We start from the raw sequence: 17,393 nt of genomic DNA on the forward strand, positions 1-17,393 counted from the left end.
TCATCCACCCGCAACTGCTACGCTATTGCCAGCGCAATGTGGGTAAATGGTGACGTTTATCGCATTTCAGCCGGTGCTGCGGTCCCGGTAATACCGAGCCCTGATTTCAAAACCGACGCGACAGCGTGCACCAGCCCAAGTCTGGCAATGCTCAATTCTCGGTTTTTATCGTTAACAAATCGTAATTCTGGAAAATCTTTACCTTTATTCCAATGACCATGGAAGAAACTCGCCAGGTCATACAGGTAAAAAGCGATGCGATGCGGCTCCTGCGCCTGGGCTGCGCTCTCGATGATCCGCGGGAATTCGGCCAGCTTGGCGATCAGCGCCAGCTCGGTCGGATCGACGATGGCGCCATGCACGGCAGCCGCCATCTCCTCGACCGACACCTCGAGGCCGGGGAAGGCTTCGCTGGCCTGGCGGAAGATCGACATGCAGCGGGCGTGGGCATACTGCACGTAGAAGACCGGATTGTCCTTCGACTGTTCCGTCACCTTGGCAAAGTCAAAATCGAGCGGCTCGGAGCTCTTTCTGTAGAGCATCATGAAGCGCACGGAATCGCGGCCGACTTCCTCGACCACGTCACGCAGCGTCACGAAGTCGCCGGAGCGCTTCGACATCTTCACCGGCTCGCCGTTGCGGAACAGCTTGACCAGCTGGCAGAGCAGCACGGTAAGCTTCGCCTGTCCGTCGGAGACGCCGCGCGCCACCGCTTCCAGCCGCTTGACGTAGCCGCCATGGTCGGCGCCGAGCACATAGATCATCTCGTTGAAGCCACGGTCGTACTTGTTCTTGAAGTAGGCCACGTCGGCAGCGAAATAGGTATAGGAGCCATCAGACTTGATCAGCGGCCGGTCGATGTCGTCACCGACTTCGGTCGAGCGGAACAGCGTCTGCTCGCGGTCTTCCCAGTCTTCCGGCAGCTGCCCCTTCGGTGGCGGCAGGGTGCCCTTGTAGACGAAGCCCTTGAAGGTCAGGTCGTTGATGGCCGTGCGGATCGGCGCCGCTCCATTGTCGTGCAGCGTGCGCTCCGAGAAGAACACGTCATGGCGCACGTTAAGCGCCGCCAGGTCCTCGCGGATCATCACCATCATCGCATCGATGGCCTTGTCCTTGACGATGGGCAGCCACTGGGCCTCCGGCATGCTGCGCAGCTTGGTGCCGAACTCGTCCGAAAGGGCCTTGCCAACCGGGACAAGGTAATCGCCCGGATAGAGGCCGGCCGGGATATCACCGATCTGCTCGCCGAGCGCCTCGCGGTAGCGCAGGAACACGGAGCGGGCCAGCACGTCGATCTGCGAGCCGGCATCGTTGATGTAGTATTCCTTGGTCACGCCATAGCCGGCGAATTCCAGGAGGTTGGCCAGCGTGTCGCCGACGACGGCGCCGCGGCAATGGCCGACATGCATCGGACCGGTCGGATTGGCCGAGACATATTCGACATTGACGTTGATGCCGTCCCCGACTGTCGACTTGCCGAAGGTCTCGCCATTGGCGATCATCGCCGCCAGCAGCCGCTGCCAGTAGCCGACCGACAGGCGGATGTTGATGAAGCCCGGACCGGCAACGGAGACCTCGGCGATGTCGGCGTCCTCGCGCAGCTTTGCGCCGATCACATCGGCCAGAACCCGTGGATTGGTGCCGACGGCCTTGGCCAGGACCATGGCCGCGTTGGTCGCCACGTCGCCATGACTTGGATCGCGCGGCGGCTCGATACCGACGCGACGGAAATCGAGCTCGGATCGCTTTTCCTTGATGATATCAATATCTTCAAGGGCGAGCTTAATTCTGGCTTCGAAGTCTGTGAATAGGTTCATAATCAATTCCAAGCGTGGGCGGTTTCGGTCAGCCATGCGTCTGCGACGGGTGCCTAGCGTAAATCCGGAGTCTGGTCAAACAAGCGTCGGTGGGCACTGATGGCGTAGGTATCGGTCATTCCTGCCAGGTAATCGCCAACATGGCGGGCACCCGCGGCCTCCGCCAGACCCGAGATGTGATCGACCCAGTAGTGGCTCTGCATCTCGCGCGGATCAGCCATATAGGCGTGGAACAGGTCGGTGACGATCTCAGCCGCACCCGCCCTGATCCGCATGATGTCCGGATGACGATAGATGCGCTTGAACAGCATCGCCTTGATCTGCCTGTCGGTTTCGGCCATCTCGGGCGAGAAGGCGACGACCACGCGGCCGGCGTTGCGGATGTCCTGGGCGCTGCTCGGGCGGATCGCCGACAGGTTGGCCTGAGCCACCGAGATGACGTCCTCGACCATGCGGGTGATCTGCCGGCGCATGATCTCGTGGGTAAAGCGGCTGGCCTCCAGACCGGGATAGCGGTCACGGACCTCGGCCATCAGGCCCGCCAGGAACGGAATGTCCTCAAGCATCTCGAAGCTCAGATAGCCTGAGCGCAGTCCGTCGTCGATGTCATGGGTGTTGTAGGCGATGTCGTCGGCAATCGCCGCCGCCTGCGCCTCGAGACTGGCAAAGCTGCCGATCTCCAGGTCATGCAGCTCGCAATAGTCGAGGATCGGCTGCGGCACCGGACCATGCGTCCCCTGGCCATCGGGCCCGAGCAACGGTCCGTTGTGCTTGACTAGGCCTTCGAGCATCTCCCATGTCAGGTTGAGCCCGTCGAACTCGGCGTAGCGCCGCTCGAGCTTGGTGACGATGCGCAGCGATTGGGCGTTGTGGTCGAAGCCGCCATAGGGCAGCAGCATCTCATGCAGCGCATCCTCGCCGGTATGACCGAACGGCGTGTGGCCGAAATCATGGACCAGGGCCACGCCCTCGGCGAGATCCTCGTCCAGCCGCAGCGCGCGGGCAAGCGCCCTTGCCACCTGCGCCACCTCGATCGTGTGCGTCAGCCGCGTGCGATAATGGTCGCCGTCCTGGGCGATGAAAACCTGGGTCTTGTGTTTCAGGCGCCGGAAAGCCGTTGTGTGGACGATGCGATCCCGGTCGCGCTGGAAGTCCGAGCGGGTCGGGCTCGAGGATTCGGCATAGAGCCGGCCACGCGTCGTCCAGGGATCGGCGGCATAGATCGCCCGTTCACCCGTGCCGAAACCCAATGCATGCCTGTCGATCGTCATATTCCATCCATATGGGCGCCTGGCCATTGACGGCGCTTCTCCGCCTTCATACCTACAGTTCCGGACAACGGCAAAGCAGCGGGGCGAAATTCCCAACTGTTTGCTGTCGCCCCCACGGCTTTCGTGATAATCACAGTGGATATCAGGCGTTTGAACGCCGACCGCAACCCATTCTCTCCGGGCCTTGCCCCCGGCTGGAGGACCGCATGACCGAAACAAGTGTAACCCTTTCGGATTCCGCCGCCAAGCGAATCGCCGCGATCGTCAGCGCCGAAGCCGGCAAAAGCGCGCTCCGCGTCGCCGTCGAAGGCGGTGGCTGCTCCGGTTTTTCCTACAAGTTCGACCTGGCGGAAGGTCCGCAGGATGACGACATCATCGTTGCCAAGGGCGACGCGACCGTCTTCATCGACAAGCTGTCGCTGATCTACATGGCCGGCTCGCAGATCGACTTCGTCGACAACCTGCTCGGCCAGTCCTTCCAGATCAACAATCCGAATGCCGTCGCCAGCTGCGGCTGCGGCACCAGCTTCTCGGTCTGATCAAAGAGACCGCACACAACCGAACCGGTCGACGGCAACAGCTGTCGGCCGGTTTTTCTTTTGTCGCGATGCAATGGCCAAGCCGACCTGCCGGCGGTAAAAGGAGCCATCAAGGAGTCCCTCGCCCATGAAGATCGCCACCTGGAATATCAACGGCATCAAGGCCCGTATCGACAATCTGCGCCAGTGGCTGACCGATTCCAGTCCCGACATCGCCTGCCTGCAGGAAATCAAGTCGGTCGACGAGGGCTTCCCCCGGGCGGAGATCGAGGCGCTCGGCTATCATGTCGAGACCCATGGCCAGAAGGGCTTCAACGGCGTGGCAATCCTGTCGAAGCAGGTCCCCGACGCCGTCATGCGTGGCCTGCCGGGCGACGATGCCGACGAGCAATCCCGCTTCATCGAGGCTACGTTCTCGATAGCGGGCGGTCGCAACCTCAGGGTCGGCTGCCTCTACCTCCCGAACGGCAATCCGATCGATACCGAGAAATATCCGTACAAGCTCGCCTGGATGGAGCGCCTGCACGCATTTGCCGTCGGGCGCCTGGCGCTTGAGGAGCCGCTCATTCTGGCCGGCGACTACAATGTCATTCCGGAACCACAGGATTGCTTCGACCCTAAGGTCTGGGCCAACGACGCGCTCTATCTGCCGCAGACCCGCCAGGCGTTCCGCCGGCTGGAGAATCTGGGCCTCACGGATGCGCTACGCGCGACCAGCGATGCTGCAAAACTCTATACATTCTGGGACTACCAGGCCGGCGCCTGGCCTAAGAACAACGGTATCCGCATCGACCATCTGATGCTGTCGGCCGAAGCCGCCGACCGGATGACCTCGGCATCGGTCGAAAAACACGTCCGCGCCTGGGAGAAGCCGTCGGACCACGTGCCCGTGGTGGCCCATTTCGATTTCGCGGCCTGAAATTGGATCCTGCCACGCTGCAGCTGGGATACCCCGGCCCTATTCCGCAGCCGTCACATCCAGCTTGTGGGCCATGACGACGGCGTTGCGCCGGTCGTTTTCAGTGGCGACAGAGAAGGCCTGCTCCTGTAGATCTTCCATCCAGGGACAATCCTTCGGCTTGCACTTGTCGAGCGCCGCCGTCATGAAGGCGAGACCGCGTGTGGACTGGCCTTCCTGGAAGAGGATGTTGCCGAAGATGGCCATGGCCCCGGGGTGGCCGCTCTTGCGGGCCTGGTTCAGCCATTTCTTCGCCTGCTGGACGTTCGGCGTACCGCCCTCGCCGGATAGCATCATCTTGGCCAGCTGGAACTGTGCCTCGGCAATGCCGAAGGTCGATGCCACCTGGAAATAGAGCTGGCGAGCCTGGGTCAGGTCGCTCTTGATCGGCGTATTGGGTATGCCGCTCTTGTAATAGTTCGCCAGCGACAGCAGCGCGTTGATGAAGAAGCCGGTGTCTTCCGAGCCCGGCTCGACGCCCTGCTGGGCAATCTCGTTGTAGATCTTGAAAGCCTCGAAATCGTCCTGCGCCACGCCGTCGCCGTCAGCATACATGTTGGCGAGCGCCCAGCGCGATCCGGTATGGCCTTTCTCGGCCGCGTATTTGTAGGCTTCGACGGCTTCTTCCTTCTGGCCGTTTTTGTAGGCCTTGAAGCCGAACTTGAAGAGGTCGAAGGGTCCCGATTCCTTGGAGACGCCGGCGTTGATATCGAAAGCAAAGGCAGGCAAGGCAGCAGACATCGGCACGATCAGCGCCATGCCAAGCATCATAACCCGTACTGATGGAAACTCGGATCTATGCATCACAGTCGATTTCTTTCGCTCTATCCGGAAACGCCACGATAAAACCCTCGTCACCGTTCAGCGCCCGAATAAACTCCCACAAGCCGCATACACCGGCCCGCATTCACGTCCCGACAAATCCAGTAAACGCCCCCGTTCCCAGATCAGCCGTCGCCCGTCCTCGACACCACGAGGGAGCTACCCCTACCGGGAAGATCCATCGCCTTGCCTTTCGTCACATTTTCAACCGTATCGCGAAATTGTGACCAAACCAGCGTAAGCACTTATCAGACCCGAAATTCAGCATTGAGTTTGCCGCACCGAGCCATTTTTACAACAGTGAAGGCCACCGGATACAGAAAGGAATTTCTTTGTGCTGCGGTAGCTTATGCAGGAAAGCTCGAAACAACACGAGCAATTCTGCGACAACATCGATAGCACTTCCGGAAATTGTCCCTGCGACCCCCCACGCACGTATTCAGATAGGCTCGCCCAGAGCCCGCTATCATCGGTGCACTGTCTTTGTGGCGGGAAATGGACAGATCAACGGCATCCGAAAGCAAGGCAAACGGTTGCAAACGAGTGTTGCGATTTCGTCACAAAATGGGTCACCCGAGGCCGCCCGTTCAGTCACGCCAAAAGCGCCCGCAAGCGAGCGACCTGCATCCTGAGGTGATCGGACTAGCACTACTTTGGCAGAATTGAATTTTTGCTTTGAAAGTGCTGTTGACAGTGCGGACATCGGATCTGTGCTGTCGGTATAGCAAGCGCATTGATCACGGCTCGACGGACGGCTGGCAAGGTCGGTTCAGGCGGCCCACGGCGAACTCGTCGATTCTTTTTTTTCCCGCTTTGCAGTTTGCAATCTCTGGTGCTGGAGAAAAGCATAAGCGATCATCGTCATCAGAGCGTGCCGATGTAGGCCTTGCCACGATCGGCCCTCGAAGTGATCGAGACCGAGCTCCTCTTTCATCTGCTGATGCGCCTGTTCGCAGACCCATCTCGCCTTGATCGCGGCCGCCAGGACTTTCAATGTCGCATCGACGGGCAAGTTGGACAGGTAGTATTTGCGCTCGTCGTTTGATCGCCATTCGCCAACTAGCCAAGCCGCTTCGCCCGGCATGTGCTGCTGTCCCTTGTCATAGATGCGCTGCGGCGTGCCATCGGCGATCCGGATGCGCAATGCCGCAAACCGTGCGGTCAGGCGACCTTTTGTGCCGCGGCGCCAACTGACCTTCTTCCAGCTTGCAGATGCCAACATCGTTTCGGCGGCAACCGAAAGAGTGTCGGGGATCGAATGCTTGCGGGGACGGCCATGACCGGAGACGGGAAAAATCAATCCGACATCATCGGGATAAACCTTCTGATGCTTGGGGATACCGACCGCCCAGGTGAGGCCACGTTCACTTAAGCCCTTTCGGAACGCAGCCGACAGGCCGTAACCTGCGTCAGCCAGCACTGTGCCAAACCGGACACCGGTCACGATCAACCGATCGATCTCGGCAAGAGCAATCTCCGGCTTCGTGCGAGAGGTCCGCATGTCGTCTGGGACCCCAGCCTTCGCCATGCGCTCCTGATCACCGATCCAGCTATCCGGCAGGAACAGACGCAGGCCAACCGGGACCGGCACCTCGTCTCGCGCAAGCGTCACTGACACCAGCGTCTGGCAATTTGCTCTCTTGCCCAGCATCGAGGCGTATTGCGGCGCGACTCCGACCGAATGATCACCCTTCTTCGGCAGGCCGGTGTCATCAATCACCAGAAACGCATCGGATGCGCCAACGATCCTGTCCGCCTGCAGCGCGAGCTCGGCCTCAAGAGGAACAGCATCCCAAAGGCCGTCGGAAATGAAATGGTGGAGGCGGTCGTACTGGCCTGGAGCGAACCGTTCCGCCATCGGCTCAATACTCTTGCGGTCTCCGGGACCGATAAGCCCCGACACATAAAGTGGAGACATCTGTCGCCGTTTCTTGTGTCCAAGCTTCTCCAGAAACGGCTGCAAAAATGCTGAAAGCTCCGTATCCCAATCCGCCATACCGCGCCCCAAAAGTGAGAGCGCATATCATCTCAAACCAGGCTTGCCTGAATCTGCCAAAGTAGTGCTAGAACTTGATCTTCACAGCGGTGGAGACGACACCGACGAAATCATTGCCGTAGCTGTAGGTGACATCGTCGCCATAGGTGACGCCGTTCGAGGTCACGGTTCCGGACTTGCCCGAGGTCAGCATGCCGACGGCCCCTGCGAGCCGATATTCGATATGCTCCGTCGGCGCAAACGACAGGCCGGCCCCCAGCGTCCAGGTGTCGGAGGACAGACCGTAGCCATGGCTGGTGCCCTGGTCCCAGCCAAGGCTGATAGCACCGCTCCACTGGGCATTGAACTTGTGGCCGAGACCAGCACGCAGCGTCCAGCCATCCTTGTAGAGGAGGTCGAGGGAGGAAAGCTCGGCGGCACCGCCGGGCTTGCATGCAACGACCCCACGGGTCGATTTCGGGCAGAACGCCACGCTTTGCAGCGTGCTCCAGTTCGTCCACGTCGCCGACCCGAAAGCGAGCCAGTCGGGAGCGATACCGGTTTGCAGCTTCAGCTCCAGGGAATCGGGTGCCGTTGCCGAGCCGTAGACCGGGGTCACGGCACCGACGGCCGGATTGGTGGGGTAGAGAAACTTCGGCACGCCCGTCAGATCGACAGTGCCGGTGAGATTGTCGTACTTGACCTGGCTGTTGTAGACCAGGCTGGCGCGCATGGCATATTCCGGGATCTCATAAGCGACGCCCGAACGCCAGCCCCAGCCATTGTCTCTGAGTTCAAGCCGCCCCATGCCGCTATAGAGCGAGGAAAGCGGCGCAGGCAAAGGGGCAACCAGCTGCTCCTTGAAGCCCAAGACCTCCTGATAGAAACCGCCGCCGATCAATCGCAACTGACCGGGGCCGAGATCGAACTTGTAGGAACAGGTGAGCCCGTAATTATGGCTACGGATCTCTTCCTCGACATTGTAGTTCGCCCCTGCCCAGTTCAGTCCCGGGTTAGAGTGAGCGCCGAAAGGTTCAGAGTAATCCGCCAGGCAGTCGACGTCGTCGGTCACGCCGATCTTGAAGCCGATATACGGGACGCCATAGGTCGGGCCGTCACTGACGGAATTCGGCCTGCTGTTCAGGTTTCCATCCCGGGGATTGACGTCTCGTGCGTTGGTGATCTTGCGACCCGGCATCACATAGGTGACGCCCCCGTCCATGACGTAGCGCGACGTGTCGAACAACAGGTCGATGTCATAGCCGTAGCGCTCGATGCCGCCGGCAGCGGCCGAATTTGCCAGGCTGAAGCAGGCGACCACAGCCAAAGTGGTCTTCGCCAAAGCGCGGTCGATCATTCTATATCCCCAGCTCGCCATTTTCGCGGCGATCCTAGGGCGGCTGGCGAAATAGGCAATGAGGCTCAGTACTTAGGACACCGACAATTTTAGCCGAGTGGCTTGTGCGGTTCCCATCCATGCGCCGGAAAAAAACCGAAGATTAGAATATTTGCCTAGAAACGCGTTTCGGGAGCGGTTTCCAGGAATATTTTTCCGCCGGGAGCCTATTTAGCTCAAATGCGTCACACCTGATGAATATCAGATCGCTTATAAAATAAGCAACCCATCAGTCAACCATGGGGAATTTGGTCGAGGTGAAAACAACCTTAGGGAAGGCTTTGTGAAGCGCAGATGAAAGCGCGTGGCATGCCACGCGCCTCCGTTATTCCAATTGATTCTCTGATCAGCCGATTTCGCTGAGCCTAGCCAGCGCGACCTTGAGACTTGCCAGCTGGCCCTGCAGTTCTTCCAGCCGTGCCCGCTCGGCAGCGACGACGTCGGGATTGGCGTTGGCGACGAACCGCTCGTTCGACAGCTTGCCGACGATACGGTCCGCTTCCGTCTGCGCCTTGCCGATAGCCTTTTCGAGGCGGTTGCGCTCGGTGTCGAGATCGATCAGCGTGCCCAGCGGCAGGCAGGCCGTCGCCTCGCCGATGACGATCTGTGCCGATCCCTTCGGCGAGGTATCGGCGACCGAGATCGCTTCGACGCGCGCCAGCCGCTTGATCGCTGCATCGTGACGGAACAGCCGCTCGCGGGTCAGGGCGTTGGCATCGACGAAAACCAGCGGCGCGGTCGCCGCCGGTGGCACGTTCATTTCCGAACGGACCGAGCGGATGCCCGACACCAGGTCGATCAGCCAGTTGATCTCATCGGCAGAGACATCGTCGGCATAGGATGGCGCCGGCCAGTCGGCATGGCAGATCAGGCTGTCCCGGACAACGCCCTCGCCGGCCGTATGCGCCCACAGCTCCTCGGTCATGAACGGCATGAACGGGTGGAGCAGCTTGTAGATCTCCTCCAGCACGTAGGCGCTGCAGCCCTGCGCCTCGACCTTGGCACCCTCGTCGTCGCCCATGAAGACCGGCTTCAGCAGCTCCAGGTACCAGTCACAGAACTGGTTCCAGACGAAACGGTAGAGAACGCTGGCTGCGTCATTGAAGCGGTAGGCCTCAAGCGCCTCGGTCACGTCGCGCGTCGTGCGGGCAAGCTCGGTCAGGATCCAGCGGTTGACCGTCAGTTCCGCAGCCTCCGGCACGAAAGTGGCGCCGCTGACAGCCCCGTTCATCTCGGCAAAGCGCGTGGCGTTCCAGAGCTTGGTGCCGAAATTGCGGTAGCCGGCGATGCGGGCCGGATCGAGCTTCACGTCACGCCCCTGCGCCGCCATGATGGCCAGCGTAAAGCGCAGCGCATCGGCGCCGTATTCGTCGATAAGCTCCAGAGGATCGATGACGTTGCCCTTCGACTTCGACATCTTCTGGCCGTTCTTGTCTCGAACCAGCGCGTGGACATAGACGGTGTTGAACGGCTCGACCGAATTGCCGGCCTCGTCCTTCATGAAGTGCAGGCCCATCATCATCATCCGGGCAACCCAGAAGAAGATGATGTCGAAGCCGGTGACCAGCACGTTGGTCGGATAGTAGCGGGCAAGCTCCGGCGTCTGCTCGGGCCAGCCAAGCGTCGAGAAGGGCCAGAGCGCGGACGAGAACCAGGTGTCGAGCACATCTTCGTCGCGGATCAGGATTTCGCCGGGCTTGAAATTCTCCAGCTTTTCCTCGACCCAGGCCTTCCAGATACCCTCGTGGGAAAGGTAGTGCTGGATAGCCGCCTGCAACGCTTCCTCTTCGGTCTTCTCGACGAAAACCTGACCATCCGGACCGTACCAGGCGGGAATCTGGTGACCCCACCAGAGCTGGCGGGAAATGCACCAGGGCTGGATGTTCTCCATCCATTCGAAATAGGTCTTGTCCCAGTTCTTCGGCACGAAATTGGTGCGGCCCTCGCGAACAGAAGCCATGGCCGGCTCGGCCAGCGTCTTGGCATCGACGAACCACTGGTCGGTCAGCATCGGCTCGATGACGACGTTCGAGCGGTCGCCGAACGGCTGCATGATCTTCTTGTTCTCGACGTAGGGAATATCGTTGCCTTCGGCATCCTTGACGGTGACCGCCAGGCCCTCGGCGTTGATCGCGTCGACGATGCGCTTGCGCGCAACGAGACGGTCGAGGCCGCGATACTCTTCCGGCACGAGGTTGATATCGTCGATTTCGGCTTCCGTCGGCATCTCGCCGCCGCGGGCAATCGCCTGCGCCTGAGCGGCACAGACGTCGTAGGGCTCGCCGTCATCGCGCATTTCGGCGCGACCGTTCATCAGCCGGTAGAGCGGAATGTCGTTGCGCTTGGCGACCTGGTAGTCGTTGAAGTCATGGGCACCGGTGATCTTCACCGCGCCGGAGCCGAAATCCGGTTCCGGATACTCGTCGGTGATGATCGGGATCAGGCGGCGATGCTCCTTCGGCCCGACCGGGATCTCGCAGAGCTTGCCGACGATCGGCGCATAGCGTTCGTCGGACGGGTGAACGGCCACCGCACCATCGCCCAGCATCGTTTCCGGCCGCGTGGTGGCGATCGCGATGTAGTCGCGCTCTTCCTGGAAGGTGACGTTGCCGTCCGCATCCTTCTCGAGATAGGTATAGGTCTCGCCGCCGGCCAGGCGATACTTGAAGTGCCACATGTGGCCGTCGACTTCGCGGTTCTCGACCTCGATGTCGGAGATCGCGGTTTCGAACTGCGGGTCCCAGTTGACCAGCCGCTTGCCGCGATAGATCAGGCCTTCCTTGTAGAGCGACACGAAGACCTTGAGCACGGCCTCGGACAGCCCCTCGTCCATGGTGAAGCGCTCGCGCGACCAGTCACAGGAGGCGCCGAGCCGCTTCAGCTGGTTGAAGATCAACCCGCCGGATTCGTCCTTCCACTCCCAGACCTTGTCGATGAAGGCTTCGCGGCCCATGGCGACACGGCCCGGCAGCTGATGTTCCTTCAGCTTGCGCTCGACCACCATCTGTGTCGCGATGCCGGCATGGTCCATGCCTGGCTGCCACAGCACGTCCTTGCCGCGCATCCGCTCGAAGCGGACCATGATGTCCTGCAGCGTGTTGTTGAGCGCATGGCCCATGTGCAACGAGCCGGTGACGTTCGGCGGCGGGATGACGATGGTGAAGGTCTCGGCACCCGGCTTGGCGTTGGCGCCGGCGCGAAAGGCATCCGCCTCGTCCCATTTCTGGGCGATTTTCGGCTCAACAGCGGCGGAATCATAAGTCTTTTCGAGCATTTTTGGACCGCATCTAGAGGGTTCGGTGATGCGGTTGGTAAATAGGATGCCTGTCGGCAAGTCAATAAAAAAGCCGCCCCGGCGCTGGGAGCGGCTGTTCGGGACGGTGGACCTTTGGCTTAGCGGCGAGGCCCGCGCGCCACCCGTTCGATCTCCTCGCGCACGAGGCGCTCGACCAGCGTCGGCAGGTTATCATCGAGCCATTCCTGCAGCATCGGCCGCAGCATGTCCTGGGCAATTTCGTCGAGAGAGCGGCGCTCGGCGCCGAGTGCGGCAGCGAGTTCGTCGAAGGAACGGGCCACCTGCTCTCCGGTTGCCTCGGAGACCAGCATCTTATGGGCTTCCTCCTGCAGCTTCGGCAGGAAGCGGTCATGCTGCTCGACCGGCGCGACGAAGGCGGCGGCTGGTTCGGCATAGCTCGGCTGCGCGGCTGCTGCGCGTTCCGCCACGGGCGCCGCCGCCCCTTCGGGCTGCGCTGCCTGGCTCGATCGGGGCATCTCGCGCGCTGGTCCGCTCTCGTTTTCATGGGGCTGCGAGCGAGCATGCGCGCCGACGACATCGGCAGATGGCTCGATCGGGCGCATCGGCACGACGACATCGGACATCTCGGCGGCGAAACCCATAGACACGGCAGCCATCGGCGCGGGTTCGATGGTCTCTGCCTGCATCGGGTGCCCACCGAGGCGCACCTCTGCCAAGCGGGCCGCCATGGCCGGCGGCATTTCGCGCGACGGCTGCGTCTCGCGCTGCGGGTTCAACTGCGCGGAATTGCGGTCGGAGGCGGCGCGGACACGGGCGGCGACATCGGCAAGCGACATGGTGCTGCGCGGCGCGGTCTCCGGTTCGCGGCCCGCAGAATTGGCGGCAACGAAACGGGGATCCGGGTCAGACGCCATTGGCGGCACGCCATCATGGTCGATCGCCTCGAGTTCATCGTCGATCGTCAAGTGAATGTCGGCATCGTCTTCGTGGCTGACATAGACAGGCGGCAGGGATGCCGACAGGGACGGAGCGCCACCCGGCTCGTTGCTCTCTATGATCTTCCGGATCGAAGCGAGTATCTCTTCCATCGACGGTTCACGCGCAACATTGGACTGAGCCATTTTCATCCCCGTTATTCTGCAGAAACGATTGTCATCCCGGCCCGCCGGCATTTCGAATCGTCGTCACCTTAGAATACTCCAAGAGGGAAAAAAATCACCGCGAATCAACTATGCGGGCTGGTGCACAGTTTTGTTCTGCTTGTCCAGCGCCGCAAATTCGCGCAGCCATCGCAAAACGAAACGGGCGCTGATAGCGCCCGTCAGATATCGCCGTCGAAGATCCAGCCTTGCCTAGAACACGAATTCCTTCGGCTTGGCGAAACCAGGCAGAGCCTTGACCGAAGCATTGAAGAAGGTGTTGGCCGAGATCGCACCGCGCTCGCGCACGAAGACGGAGGCGCGGGCGGAGTTGCCAAAACCCTGGACGGCGACAAGCCGGCCATCGTCGCGCAGCTGGTCCAAAAGGTCAGGCGACACCTGCTCGACGGCGCCGTTGACGAAGATCAGGTCATAGGGCGCGCCCGCTGCATGGCCCTTTTCGAGCGGACCGGTGACGACCGAGACATTGCCGTGCCCAAGCGTCGACAGATTGTCCCGGGCTTTCGCCGCCAGGGCCTCGTCGCATTCCAGCGCCACGACGGAACCGGCGATCAGCGACAGCAGCGCCGACGCATAGCCGGTGCCGGCACCGACCTCGAGCACGACATTCGTCTTGCGGACTGCGGCAAGCTGCAGCAGCTTGGCAAGCGGCGAAGCCTGCATCAGGTAGCGCTTCGCGTTGCCGTCGCGCGCCGGTGAGATCTCGATATCGTTGTCGACATAGGCGAGCGGCTTGAGCTCGTCCGGCACGAAGACTTCGCGCGGCACCGCCAGAAAGGCGTTGAGCAAGGAGTGCGAGGTGACATCGGTGGTCCTGATCTGGCTCTCGACCATCTTCAGCCGCGCTTTTTCGAAATCCATCATCCTGTCCGCCCCATCCAAAGCCCATTGTCCGTGCACCGTCTTAGTCGCCACCGCGAAAGCTTTCAAGGCGTGGATGCAGGCACAAGGGATTTTCGTGGAGGGATCGGGAGACCTTTAAGAGATATAGACAAGGTCCGCCTTCGCACGCATCGCATCAATATCGGCGCCAAAAACGGGCTAAGCTTTGATAATCAAAAATGTGCTTGCTGGGAAAATTTGGAGGCCTCGCCCGGAATTGAACCGGGGTACGAGGATTTGCAGACTTTCACCCGATGCTGTTTTCGTTGCATAAAATGGGTTCATGTTGCGTCCATGTTGCATCGAACGCCCACTTAGCTGAGCAGAATGTTCGCGGCTTGTGCTAGTTCTGTCCCATCGTCTGTTCTCGGAAACAGGTGACCGTAGACATCCATTGTCATCACAATAGATGCATGGCCTAGCCGTTCCTGGACCATTTTTGTAGGCAGACCAAGGCCGCCGTCTTCCTTGCGATTGATCAGCCAACTCGCGTAGAAATGCCGCAGGGAGTGGAGACCGGTATATTTCGCCTCGACGATCGGGTTTCCATCCTTGTCAATCTCACCGGTGGTGACCGTCACCCCGGCTCGTTTCATGGCTGGTTTGAGCCCCTTGTTCACGATGTTCGAATGTGAGCGGGGACCGCCATCCGGATTGCCGAACACCAGGTGCGCCAACTTGCTTTGCTGCAGCCTGTGTTCTCTCAAGGCGTTGATGACGATCGGGGGCACGGGGATAACTCGAACCCCCGCCTCCGATTTCGGTGGACCGATTTCGCCGAACTGGTCGGCCCGTTGATTTACGGTGATCTCGCCACGCTTGAAATCAACTTCCTTCCATGCCAGTCCCCGCAACTCAGATGAGCGCATGCCGGTAAACACGGCGGTGATAAGCAGTGGTCTCCAGTGTGCATCCAGTGCGCCAAGGAGCGCTTTGATCTCCTCGCGGGTGGGAATGTCCACTCCGACCTCGACCCGGCCCTTCTGGCGCTTCTCCTGGCGCCTGTCGCGGCCCTTCCTCGTGCCGCGGATATCCCTGACAGGATTGCGAGTCGCCAAGCCCCGTTCGGCCGCGTCTGCGAGGATCGATCCAAGCGACGTCAGAACCTTTTTCCGCATTGCCGGCGATCGGCCCTCGATCCGCATTCGGTCTTCGAACTCGCGGACGGCCGGCACGGTCAGCTTTGACAGCAGCGTGGCGCCGATCAGCGGCACGAGGTGATAGTCGAGGTGGGTCTTGCGCTGTTTGATCGTCGAGCGCTCGAGGCCAGCGTTCTCGCCAGAGGCGATCCACAGCTTGCCGGCGGTCGCTACTGTGACAGACGCGCTGTCGGCGACGTGAATGCCTTCCCTGACCTCCACAGAGGCGGTGGCGGCGAATTGGTCGGCGTCCTTCTTCCGGGAAAAGGTCTTAAGCCGGCGCTTCCCGGTGGTGTCACTGTAGTCGACCACCCAAGCGGATTTTTTGACGCCTCCAGGAGTGGTCCATTCACGCTTTCTTATCGACATCGACTATTTTCGCTGTTTTTCCCGATATGTTGCGGTTTTCCAGCTCCTCTGGATCCAAAGCATCTTCATAGTTCTGAGTGTTTGCGACATCCAATGACCCTTGCCAATCAGCAAGCCATTCAGCCACTTTTTGACGTGTATCCACATCAACCCCAGACACTTGGCCGGTGGCTACAGCGCCCAGCATATCCTCGATCGCCGCTCCAAGTTCGTCGAGTTTCGGCACGTCGAGCGCTTTTGTTAAAGCGTTGGCCATCACCTGTAATTGCGTGAGCCTAACATCGAGAGGCCACTGTTCTGGATATTCACGTTCAAGCACGCGAACAATCTCTGCATTGAGGCTGCGGTTATGGCGATCGGCATACGCCTTTATGCGGTCGCGAAGACCCGGAGGAAGCCGCAACTGAAATTGATCGGTATTTGTTCTGTTTGCACCCATAGCCGCACATTCCCCTGAAATCATATCCAGCAGATACGATTTACGCTTGACTGTAAATACCACCTGCTGGATACATGTATCTGCTGGATATGAACAGAGGATTACCGTCATATGGCAACCACGGAAAAAACAGATCATTCCCTCGATTTGATTTGGGAAGTCGAAGAAATAGCCAGGATCATCGGGCGCACCCACCGACAGACAAACTACATGTTGGCGAGCGGCGCTCTGCCGGCAAAAAAAGTCGGCGGACGCTGGGTGATTGAGCGCAGCAAGCTCATCGCGTTCTTCATGGAAGACGCGGCATGAGCACCCTCTCAATCTTAAACTTGCGGCTACGCGCAGCCATGCTCGGTTACAAGCTGCAAAAATCCAACTGGCGTAAGGACAGTATCGACAACCTTGGCGGCTATCGGATTGTTGATTTCGTGAACAACACCGTTGTGGATGGCGCTCGGTTCGATCTCGACCTGGACGACGTCGCCAAATTCATCGCGGAGCATGAAGCAGCATGAATACAAAATCTCAAAACGAAAAAGGCTCGGCAGAGGCGGCAACCTCAAACCGAGCCGGTTCAACAATCCTGGAGGGATCATCAATGAACAGCCTAGAGAGTAACACCGGGTCGGCGGCAAAGCCAGCCCGAAAAGACCTTTACGACCTTTTCGAGAACCCGATTAGCGACGCCGTGCGGATGATTTCAATCTTGCAAAAGCTCGTCGAGGACGCTCTCCGAGAGGACTTGGAGCCGATTTTCGGTAAACGGGGTGTGGAAACCTATAATATCCTCCGCTCCGAGCGCGACGACATTTATTTCGCCCTTTATCAAAGCCGCGATTTTGTCTGCAAGATTGAGGCCGCTTTCGAGGAGGCTGTTCGATGAACCGGAGAACCGTTCTCAAAGGCGGCATCGTCCTCGCAGTGACGAGCCATACCGCCGTCGCCACGGCTGAGGCGAAGCGAAGTCGCAAGGAGGAGATCCGGGAATACTTGGTCCGACTTCGCGCTCTGATCCTCGAAGAGACCGGTGAAGACTGGATTGTGCTGGCGGCCGGGAGCGGTGTCATCACTCTGGACGAGAAAGGCTTCCACGATCCCCGCGGGCGGTTCGGTCCAGCGATGGAGTATGGACAGGTGACCGGAGGGCTAAAAGCATGAAGAGCCCCGCCATCTACCGTTTCCGCCGTTCAGAGATCGAGCACCGCATCGAAGAGATGATCGCGCTTCTCGACTTGCTGGACGGTGATCCGGACCTTGAAGACGACGAACTGGAAGAGACCTTCGACGAGGACAGCCGCGAGTGCGGTCGGCTCCGCTTGATCGGAGTGCCGAATCAGTGAGCACCGATGATTCCGAAGAACAAGTCGTCG

17 protein-coding genes are annotated in these 17,393 nt (G+C 60.1%); 7 read left to right on the top strand and 10 right to left on the bottom strand.

The features are described 5' to 3' along the window. Positions 1 to 56: 56 nt before the first annotated feature. Together argS and VH564_RS19750 are read right to left on the bottom strand one after the other, a co-directional pair. Positions 57 to 1,817, bottom strand: coding sequence for an arginine--tRNA ligase (gene argS / locus VH564_RS19745; protein WP_423341565.1), 1,761 nt, complete (start codon positions 1,815 to 1,817; stop codon positions 57 to 59). Positions 1,818 to 1,870: 53 nt separating this feature from the next. Next, the gene (locus tag VH564_RS19750) at positions 1,871 to 3,088 is read right to left on the bottom strand and encodes a deoxyguanosinetriphosphate triphosphohydrolase (protein WP_423341566.1); all 1,218 of its coding nucleotides are present in this window, start codon (positions 3,086 to 3,088) and stop codon (positions 1,871 to 1,873) included. Positions 3,089 to 3,294: 206 nt separating this feature from the next. Between VH564_RS19750 and erpA the strand changes: the two genes are divergently transcribed. After that, entirely contained in the window at positions 3,295 to 3,627 is a 333-nt protein-coding gene (gene erpA / locus VH564_RS19755) for an iron-sulfur cluster insertion protein ErpA (RefSeq protein ID WP_423341567.1), read from the top strand. Between the two features lie 127 nt (positions 3,628 to 3,754). Further along, entirely contained in the window at positions 3,755 to 4,546 is a 792-nt protein-coding gene (gene xth / locus VH564_RS19760) for an exodeoxyribonuclease III (RefSeq protein ID WP_423341568.1), read from the top strand. A 39-nt stretch (positions 4,547 to 4,585) separates the two neighbouring features. Here xth and exoR read toward each other — a convergent pair whose 3' ends face one another. The 8 genes from exoR to VH564_RS19800 form a co-directional block, all read right to left on the bottom strand. Continuing rightward, complete coding sequence (gene exoR, locus VH564_RS19765; protein ID WP_423341612.1) at positions 4,586 to 5,389, bottom strand: exopolysaccharide production regulator ExoR; 804 nt, start codon at positions 5,387 to 5,389, stop codon at positions 4,586 to 4,588. 787 nt (positions 5,390 to 6,176) lie between these two features. Next, positions 6,177 to 7,403, bottom strand: coding sequence for an IS701 family transposase (locus VH564_RS19770; protein ID WP_423341569.1), 1,227 nt, complete (start codon positions 7,401 to 7,403; stop codon positions 6,177 to 6,179). Between the two features lie 67 nt (positions 7,404 to 7,470). Further along, on the bottom strand, positions 7,471 to 8,739 hold the full coding sequence (locus tag VH564_RS19775; protein WP_423341570.1) for an OmpP1/FadL family transporter: 1,269 nt from the start codon (positions 8,737 to 8,739) through the stop codon (positions 7,471 to 7,473). Between the two features lie 385 nt (positions 8,740 to 9,124). Continuing rightward, positions 9,125 to 12,052, bottom strand: coding sequence for a valine--tRNA ligase (locus tag VH564_RS19780; RefSeq protein WP_423341571.1), 2,928 nt, complete (start codon positions 12,050 to 12,052; stop codon positions 9,125 to 9,127). Positions 12,053 to 12,171: 119 nt separating this feature from the next. Next, positions 12,172 to 13,155 carry a DUF2497 domain-containing protein gene (locus tag VH564_RS19785; protein WP_423341572.1) on the bottom strand — a complete coding sequence of 328 codons (984 nt, stop codon included), beginning with the start codon at positions 13,153 to 13,155 and terminating at the stop codon, positions 12,172 to 12,174. Between the two features lie 231 nt (positions 13,156 to 13,386). Beyond that, the gene (locus tag VH564_RS19790; protein WP_423341573.1) at positions 13,387 to 14,058 is read right to left on the bottom strand and encodes a protein-L-isoaspartate O-methyltransferase family protein; all 672 of its coding nucleotides are present in this window, start codon (positions 14,056 to 14,058) and stop codon (positions 13,387 to 13,389) included. Positions 14,059 to 14,390: 332 nt separating this feature from the next. Further along, positions 14,391 to 15,584 carry a tyrosine-type recombinase/integrase gene (locus VH564_RS19795; RefSeq protein WP_423341574.1) on the bottom strand — a complete coding sequence of 398 codons (1,194 nt, stop codon included), beginning with the start codon at positions 15,582 to 15,584 and terminating at the stop codon, positions 14,391 to 14,393. Further along, positions 15,565 to 16,134 carry an Arc family DNA-binding protein gene (locus VH564_RS19800; protein ID WP_423341575.1) on the bottom strand — a complete coding sequence of 190 codons (570 nt, stop codon included), beginning with the start codon at positions 16,132 to 16,134 and terminating at the stop codon, positions 15,565 to 15,567. Before VH564_RS19800 ends, VH564_RS19795 begins: the two co-directional genes overlap by 20 nt. Here VH564_RS19800 and VH564_RS19805 point away from each other — a divergent pair, their 5' ends adjacent. Genes VH564_RS19805 through VH564_RS19825 form a run of 5 tightly spaced genes read left to right on the top strand, consistent with a single transcriptional unit; the run spans position 16,135 to position 17,363 of the window. After that, complete coding sequence (locus VH564_RS19805; protein ID WP_423341576.1) at positions 16,135 to 16,332, top strand: helix-turn-helix domain-containing protein; 198 nt, start codon at positions 16,135 to 16,137, stop codon at positions 16,330 to 16,332. Continuing rightward, positions 16,329 to 16,538 (top strand): hypothetical protein, encoded by a 210-nt coding sequence (locus VH564_RS19810; protein ID WP_423341577.1) that lies wholly within the window; start codon positions 16,329 to 16,331, stop codon positions 16,536 to 16,538. The genes VH564_RS19805 and VH564_RS19810 overlap by 4 nt, the downstream gene beginning before the upstream one ends. Next, positions 16,535 to 16,906 carry a hypothetical protein gene (locus tag VH564_RS19815; RefSeq protein WP_423341578.1) on the top strand — a complete coding sequence of 124 codons (372 nt, stop codon included), beginning with the start codon at positions 16,535 to 16,537 and terminating at the stop codon, positions 16,904 to 16,906. The genes VH564_RS19810 and VH564_RS19815 overlap by 4 nt, the downstream gene beginning before the upstream one ends. Continuing rightward, the gene (locus VH564_RS19820; protein ID WP_423341579.1) at positions 16,903 to 17,181 is read left to right on the top strand and encodes a hypothetical protein; all 279 of its coding nucleotides are present in this window, start codon (positions 16,903 to 16,905) and stop codon (positions 17,179 to 17,181) included. Before VH564_RS19815 ends, VH564_RS19820 begins: the two co-directional genes overlap by 4 nt. After that, complete coding sequence (locus tag VH564_RS19825; RefSeq protein WP_423341580.1) at positions 17,178 to 17,363, top strand: hypothetical protein; 186 nt, start codon at positions 17,178 to 17,180, stop codon at positions 17,361 to 17,363. The genes VH564_RS19820 and VH564_RS19825 overlap by 4 nt, the downstream gene beginning before the upstream one ends. Positions 17,364 to 17,393 lie beyond the last annotated feature (30 nt).

The organism is Rhizobium sp. HT1-10 (assembly GCF_049472505.1).
Classification (GTDB): Bacteria; Pseudomonadota; Alphaproteobacteria; order Rhizobiales; family Rhizobiaceae; genus Rhizobium.

Coding starts and splice junctions, on each gene's coding strand:
- VH564_RS19775 (WP_423341570.1), bottom strand. CDS start 8,739: ATGATCGACCGCGCTTTGGCGAAGACCACTTTGGCTGTGGTCGCCTGC.
- VH564_RS19785 (WP_423341572.1), bottom strand. CDS start 13,155: ATGGCTCAGTCCAATGTTGCGCGTGAACCGTCGATGGAAGAGATACTC.
- VH564_RS19800 (WP_423341575.1), bottom strand. CDS start 16,134: ATGACGGTAATCCTCTGTTCATATCCAGCAGATACATGTATCCAGCAG.
- VH564_RS19795 (WP_423341574.1), bottom strand. CDS start 15,584: ATGTCGATAAGAAAGCGTGAATGGACCACTCCTGGAGGCGTCAAAAAA.
- exoR (WP_423341612.1), bottom strand. CDS start 5,389: ATGCATAGATCCGAGTTTCCATCAGTACGGGTTATGATGCTTGGCATG.
- argS (WP_423341565.1), bottom strand. CDS start 1,817: ATGAACCTATTCACAGACTTCGAAGCCAGAATTAAGCTCGCCCTTGAA.
- erpA (WP_423341567.1), top strand. CDS start 3,295: ATGACCGAAACAAGTGTAACCCTTTCGGATTCCGCCGCCAAGCGAATC.
- VH564_RS19780 (WP_423341571.1), bottom strand. CDS start 12,052: ATGCTCGAAAAGACTTATGATTCCGCCGCTGTTGAGCCGAAAATCGCC.
- VH564_RS19810 (WP_423341577.1), top strand. CDS start 16,329: ATGAGCACCCTCTCAATCTTAAACTTGCGGCTACGCGCAGCCATGCTC.
- VH564_RS19790 (WP_423341573.1), bottom strand. CDS start 14,058: ATGATGGATTTCGAAAAAGCGCGGCTGAAGATGGTCGAGAGCCAGATC.
- VH564_RS19820 (WP_423341579.1), top strand. CDS start 16,903: ATGAACCGGAGAACCGTTCTCAAAGGCGGCATCGTCCTCGCAGTGACG.
- VH564_RS19815 (WP_423341578.1), top strand. CDS start 16,535: ATGAATACAAAATCTCAAAACGAAAAAGGCTCGGCAGAGGCGGCAACC.
- xth (WP_423341568.1), top strand. CDS start 3,755: ATGAAGATCGCCACCTGGAATATCAACGGCATCAAGGCCCGTATCGAC.
- VH564_RS19770 (WP_423341569.1), bottom strand. CDS start 7,403: ATGGCGGATTGGGATACGGAGCTTTCAGCATTTTTGCAGCCGTTTCTG.
- VH564_RS19805 (WP_423341576.1), top strand. CDS start 16,135: ATGGCAACCACGGAAAAAACAGATCATTCCCTCGATTTGATTTGGGAA.
- VH564_RS19825 (WP_423341580.1), top strand. CDS start 17,178: ATGAAGAGCCCCGCCATCTACCGTTTCCGCCGTTCAGAGATCGAGCAC.
- VH564_RS19750 (WP_423341566.1), bottom strand. CDS start 3,088: ATGACGATCGACAGGCATGCATTGGGTTTCGGCACGGGTGAACGGGCG.